This is a genomic window from Psychrobacter sp., from assembly GCF_018260395.1.
GTDB lineage: Bacteria > Pseudomonadota > Gammaproteobacteria > Pseudomonadales > Moraxellaceae > Psychrobacter.
In genome coordinates this window covers 1-6193 of record NZ_JAGLBC010000138.1, presented here as the reverse complement: position 1 = coordinate 6193, position 6193 = coordinate 1, and the positions used below count along the sequence as shown (strand labels likewise).

5 protein-coding genes are annotated in these 6193 nt (G+C 40.1%); 1 reads left to right on the top strand and 4 read right to left on the bottom strand.

The features are described 5' to 3' along the window. The 4 genes from QZ265_RS09280 to leuC all read right to left on the bottom strand — a co-directional run. The coding region (locus tag QZ265_RS09280; RefSeq protein WP_296405555.1) for a L,D-transpeptidase family protein at window positions 1-1051 on the bottom strand (1051 nt) is incomplete at its 3' end. Window positions 1052-1295: 244 nt separating this feature from the next. After that, a complete protein-coding gene (gene leuB / locus QZ265_RS09275) occupies window positions 1296-2399 on the bottom strand; it encodes a 3-isopropylmalate dehydrogenase (RefSeq protein ID WP_296405552.1) in 1104 nt (367 codons plus the stop codon). Window positions 2400-2514: 115 nt separating this feature from the next. Then, a complete protein-coding gene (gene leuD / locus QZ265_RS09270; protein ID WP_296405551.1) occupies window positions 2515-3177 on the bottom strand; it encodes a 3-isopropylmalate dehydratase small subunit in 663 nt (220 codons plus the stop codon). A gap of 227 nt (window positions 3178-3404) precedes the next feature. Beyond that, window positions 3405-4841 carry a 3-isopropylmalate dehydratase large subunit gene (gene leuC, locus QZ265_RS09265; RefSeq protein WP_296405549.1) on the bottom strand — a complete coding sequence of 479 codons (1437 nt, stop codon included), beginning with the start codon at window positions 4839-4841 and terminating at the stop codon, window positions 3405-3407. A 316-nt stretch (window positions 4842-5157) separates the two neighbouring features. Here leuC and QZ265_RS09260 point away from each other — a divergent pair, with 316 nt between their 5' ends. Then, window positions 5158-6030, top strand: coding sequence for a LysR family transcriptional regulator (locus QZ265_RS09260; protein WP_296405547.1), 873 nt, complete (start codon window positions 5158-5160; stop codon window positions 6028-6030). Window positions 6031-6193: the final 163 nt, after the last annotated feature.

The following is a 6193-nucleotide window of genomic DNA, read 5'->3' as shown; positions in this document are numbered from 1 at the left end:
CCAATGCATCCCAGTTTGTCAGACGAATACAGCCCGATGAAGCTTGACGACTAATACGATCTGGATCGGGTGAACCGTGAATACCGTAAGAGGGTTTATCCAATCCTATCCATACTCGTCCTACTGGATTATTGGGACCGGGCGGTAGAATAGTCTGATTGCCATCCGCATCTGTATAAGTATAGTTGGGATCGCTCACTTTGGTTTGGACTTTATGAGTACCGGTCGGTGAAGGCGTAGCTGTACTGCCTACCGTTGTCGGATAGCTGGCGACTAATTGATTGTCTTTGTCATAAGCGTATAAAATTTGATTACTTTTATCTGCGACTACGCGAGCAATAGCTATCTTATTCGCTTTGCCAGGATTATAGACGGTAAGCGACTCGCCAGCGCTAAAGGTTGTATTGGGATTAAGCTGCTTTAAATAACCCATGCTCATATGGAACTTTTCAGCCATAGCTTCGGCCACGCTTTCATAATATAGACCTTCTAGCTTTGATTTGGCTTCAACATCTTCAGGGATAGTAGTGGTCTTGATATTGACATCAGAGTCAGTCAACGTATAGCTGATTAGTACAGGCTTTTTGGCTAAGTCGACATTTTGCAACGCATCCCAAGTTTTCTGATCTAGATTATCAGTGATAGTAATGCCCTTGGCTTTTTGAAAAGCTTGCATTGCTTTTTGGGTATTTTTACCCCACCAACCGTCTACTGATCCAACCCCATATTGGTTCCAGTTCAATAGTGCCTGAACTTTTGTCCCCATCTCTTGGTTCATCTCAACGCCTGGTTTCCATTCGCTGTTATTTACCTTTTGGACGAAGTCTGTCTGATTATCAGCTTTAGATGCCGGAACTGATAAAGATTTAGAAGCTTGATTGTCATTGCTTTGAGTATTTGAGGTTTGCGCATAAGACATACTCATAGCCAATGCGGTAGATAATGCAATGGATAGTTGTTTTAATGGTGTTGATCGCTTTAATGCGAGCTTTATTGACTTGTCTTGCTGAGAGAGAATTTTAAAGGTAATTGTTGTTCTCGGTTCAAACATGTAAGCTCCCGCTTTTTTATATTATTTTATTTGCTCTTTAATTATTGATCTTGTGTTTCAGTCATAAAGTATAACATCCAATATACTCTTTATAAGCCGTTTGGTTAAGCCTGTTTTGCTCATAATATGCTAAATTATCTATGATGAACTTTAAAGGAATAAAAAATTAAAACAAAAAAACCCGAAATCTAACATTCGGGTTTTTAATTAAAATAGTAGCAATTTAACACTAATTTGAGGCCTATTAGCTAAGCTTGGCCAATACAGCTTCGCCCATCTGCTTACAACCTACTAGGGTTAAACCTGTGTCATCAGTATCCATAATGTCACCAGTACGCAGTCCATCGTCTAATACTTCACTAACTGCCTGCTCAATAGCTGCCGCTGCCGCTTCATTTTTAAAAGTGTAACGTAGCATCATCGCTACAGACAATATAGTCGCTAATGGATTCGCTTTGTCTTGACCGGCGATATCAGGTGCACTGCCATGACACGGCTCATACATGCCTTTGCCATTTTCATCTAAGCTAGCAGACGGCAACATGCCAATTGAACCTGTTAACATTGCCGCTTCATCAGATAGTATGTCACCAAACAAATTACCAGTAACCATCACGTCAAACTGCTTAGGATTCTTCACCAATTGCATACAGGCGTTATCTGCATACATATGACTGAGCTCAACATCGGAGTATTCAGTTTGTTGCAGCGTAATCATGGTTTGCTTCCAAAGTTCAGTGACTTCGAGCACATTGGCCTTGTCTACCGAACATACTTTGGCAGGAGTTCCATTGGCTCGAGCTCTTACTTTCGCCAAGTCAAAAGCGACTTTACCAATACGCTCAATTTCAGAAGTGTTATAAACCATGGTGTTGTAGCCTTGCTGCTCCCCATTGTCTAAGGTGCGAATACCACGTGGTTCACCAAAATAAATACCGCCTGTAAGTTCACGAACGATAAGTAGGTCTAGACCTGAAATTATTTCAGGCTTAAGACTTGAAGCATTAGCAAGCTGAGGGTACAACTTTGCCACTCGCAAGTTTGCAAATAAACCAAGCTCACTACGTATTTTTAATAAGCCACGTTCAGGACGGATACTACGTTCGATACTATCCCATTTCGGCCCTCCTACTGCACCCAATAATACCGCATCAGCTGCACGTGCTTTTTCTAAGGTATCATCTGGTAAAGGCACCCCTGCTCTATCGATAGCTGCGCCACCTAGATCACCTTCTTCTAAAGTTAGCTGTAAATCAAACTTTTTATTGACTGCTTTTAATATTGACACAGCCTGAGTCATAATCTCTGGCCCAATGCCATCGCCTGCAAGCGTTAATACGGTTGCCATAAACTTTTCCTAATGTATTGTTATGAGGTCAGAGTTTGCTTTTTATTTGCTGTCGCAACTCATCGACCTTGTGTTGACTTTATGGGGTTAAACTTTAGGGATATAATTGAGCTACTTAAGCCTTAACGTCGTTAAAAATCCATGGCATTTTTTGCTGCATCTTCGCTTCGTACGTTTCGATAGCTTCTTTTTGCTGTAATGTTAGACCAATATCGTCCAATCCATTCAATAAGCAATGTTTACGAAACTCATCTACTTCGAAAGCAAATTCTTTACCTTCAGGAGTAATTACAACCTGACGCTCTAGGTCTGCTGTTAGCTCATAACCTACATTAGCAAAACATGCTTCAAATAATTCGTCTACTTGCGCTTCGGTTAGAACGATAGGTAACATACCATTTTTAAAACAGTTATTATAAAAAATATCAGCATAACTAGGCGCAATCACAGTACGAAATCCATACTCAGATAAAGCCCAAGGCGCATGCTCACGGCTTGAACCACAACCAAAATTGTTTCGAGCCAATAAGATAGTCGCCCCTTGATAACGAGGTTTGTTCAAAACAAAATCAGGATTGATAGGACGATTGGTTTGGTCTTGACCCCCATTCATAGAGGGTACGCCTTCATCAAGATAGCGCCAATCATCAAATAAATTTACCCCAAAACCTGTACGCTTAATGGATTTTAAAAACTGCTTAGGGATAATTTGGTCGGTATCCACATTAGACCGATCAAGTGGGCAAACGATGCCTGTCTGAGTGTTATATGCTTGCATTATATGTTCCTTGAAATAGGGCTTTTAAAAAAGCACCTCAAAATAGGGTAATGATAAATTATATAAACTAACTTTTATCAGGCCAGTCTATAGACCTAACTTCGCTATCAGTAATTACCAAATAGCTTCATAGTTGATGATAGCTTCATCGTTAGAAATAGCTTCATCGTTGGTAATAGCTTACTTGTTTAGGCTTAGAAATAGGTTAGTCTAAAAATAGTTTAGGCTTAGAAACTGCGCACATCCACAAAATGACCTGCCAATGCCGCCGCCGCCGCCATTGCTGGACTGACTAAGTGCGTGCGTCCGCCATTACCTTGACGACCTTCGAAGTTACGGTTTGATGTTGACGCACAGTGCTCTTGTGGTTCAAGCTTATCGGCATTCATGGCCAAACACATTGAGCATCCTGGCTCACGCCATTCAAATCCTGCTTCAATAAATAATTTATCCAATCCTTCTTCTTCAGCTTGCTTTTTAACTTGTCCTGACCCTGCTACCACAATAGCTTCTTTCACGTTAACAGCCACTTTACGGCCTTTAATGACAGAGGCCGCTGAACGTAAATCTTCGATGCGTGAATTGGTGCAAGAGCCGATAAAGATACGATCTAACTTAATCTGTGTGATCGGCTGCCCTTGCTGTAAGCCCATATACTCATAAGCTCGCATCCAAGCTTCTTGTTGAACTTCATCAGCAGCTTCAGTTAAAGTCGGTACATTTTGAGTCACATCAACCACCATTTCAGGTGACGTACCCCAAGACACTTGAGGGGCAATGTCATTGCCATTCAATTCAATAATCGCATCGAACTGGGCACCTTCATCTGAATGTAGAGTATTCCAGTACGCAACAGCTTGCTCCCACTGCGCTCCTGTAGGGGCGAAAGGACGACCTTTTACATATTCAATAGTGGTTTTATCAACACCTACCATACCCACACGAGCGCCCGCTTCAATCGCCATATTACACACGGTCATACGACCTTCCATGCTCATGTTCTCAAACACTTCGCCCGCAAACTCGATGGCATAACCAGTACCACCTGCCGTACCAATTTTGGCAATAATTGCTAGTACCACATCTTTAGCAGTAACGCCTTCGCCAAGCTTGCCATCAACACGAATTAACATATTTTTTGATTTTTTCTGAACCAAACACTGAGTCGCTAACACATGCTCAACTTCTGAAGTGCCAATACCATGTGCTAAACAACCTAATGCACCGTGCGTTGCAGTATGTGAGTCTCCACAAACTACCGTCATGCCAGGCAATACTAAACCTTGCTCAGGACCAACCACGTGAACGATACCTTGACGCGCATCGTTAATGGTAAACTCAGCAATATTAAACTTAGCACAGTTGTCGTCTAAGGTTTTTACCTGTAGCCGTGAAACTTCATCTTTAATACCGCTAACACCCTCTAAACGTTCTTTGCGAACTGTAGGTACGTTATGGTCAGGTGTGGCAATATTGGCCGATAGGCGCCATGGTTGACGATTGGCCAAAGCCAAACCTTCAAATGCCTGCGGGCTAGTTACTTCATGTAATAAATGGCGATCAATATAAATTAAGCTTGAACCATCATCACGTTGGCTGACTAAGTGCGCATCCCAAAGTTTGTCATATAAAGTTTTGGCGGTATTTGATTGTGTTGCTGACATGGATAACTTTCCTTGCTGGCTTATAAAGTTTGAAAACATGAAGTTTGAATATACTAACAATTAATTTAAGGCAGAATTATTTTAATTAAAGGCTATATTATTTGATACCATTGCCATGGTAGATAGGTTTATTGTATTGAATTAGCTAAACTAATTTTAAACTTACTATTTGAGATAATATTTCTTACTAAACTTATCTTATCTGTTGAGATTATAACAGCTTAGTTATATAATAATAATTGATGATTTTTATAATTTAGCAAACTTTTTATTATAATTAATTTTTTACCATTTATCTCATACTTTTAGGCTGACCATGAATACTACAAATTTGATCACATTTATTACTGTAATGCAGACTGGCAGTATATCAGGTGCAGCTGAAAAACTTTTCATTACTCAGCCAGCTGTAAGTAAAAGAATTAAGAATCTTGAAGATGAGTTCAAGGTGACGCTATTTGATACGTTAGGGCGTGGAATTGTGCCTACTGCAGCTGCCAATGAATTATTGCCACATGCTAAGCGATGGCTTGATGACTATGATAATTTTAAAATCAATATCCAAAACTCACAGCAGACTATTTCAGGCAAATTAGTAATTGGTACCAGTCATCATATTGGACTACATCATATTCCCCCCGTGCTAAAACAATTTATACAGGCATACCCATCTGTACAGCTAGAAGTTCATTTTGTAGATTCTGAAGCGGCGCATAAAGCTGTCTTAGATGGCGAATTGTCTTTGGCATTCTTGACGTTGCCCCCGGTATATGACAAACGTTTGACTTACCATACCTTATGGTCTGACCCCTTATTTTTTGTTACCGGCACTTTATCGCCTTTGGCGCAAAAGTCCAATGTTACTTTAGAGCAATTGGCGCATTACTCTGCCATTTTGCCAGCAGCCAATACCTTTACTAGTCAAATTACTTTAGCTGAATTTGCGAAACAAAATTTGAAGCCATATGCCACTATGACAACCAACCCACTTGAGTCGATTCGTATGTTAGTATCTATAGGTTTAGGCTGGTCTGTTTTGCCACAAACTATGATCAATCATGAATTAGCTACTATAGATATGGCCAAGGATTTAGAGCTACAACGCTACTTAGGGATAGTTATTAACCCTAGCCTAACACGCTCGGCGAGTGTTGATGCATTGATGCATATGTTAGCGCCCATGGACTAATTATCTATCTATTGTCTGTCTATAAAATTTCATTTATATTCAGCGTTAAGTGCTACTGTCTTAAATTTTATTCTCTATAAAACGGCAGTTGATAATCAACATAAACTACTAAAAGTTAACACTGCTTTGATTCTTATAAGGTCAAAGTATTTTTTTATGTCTT

What these genes read in the sequence shown, in the direction of transcription:
- leuB (WP_296405552.1), bottom strand. Translation starts at nt 2,399, where the DNA reads ATGGCAACCGTATTAACGCTTGCAGGCGATGGCATTGGGCCAGAGATT.
- leuD (WP_296405551.1), bottom strand. Translation starts at nt 3,177, where the DNA reads ATGCAAGCATATAACACTCAGACAGGCATCGTTTGCCCACTTGATCGG.
- leuC (WP_296405549.1), bottom strand. Translation starts at nt 4,841, where the DNA reads ATGTCAGCAACACAATCAAATACCGCCAAAACTTTATATGACAAACTT.
- QZ265_RS09260 (WP_296405547.1), top strand. Translation starts at nt 5,158, where the DNA reads ATGAATACTACAAATTTGATCACATTTATTACTGTAATGCAGACTGGC.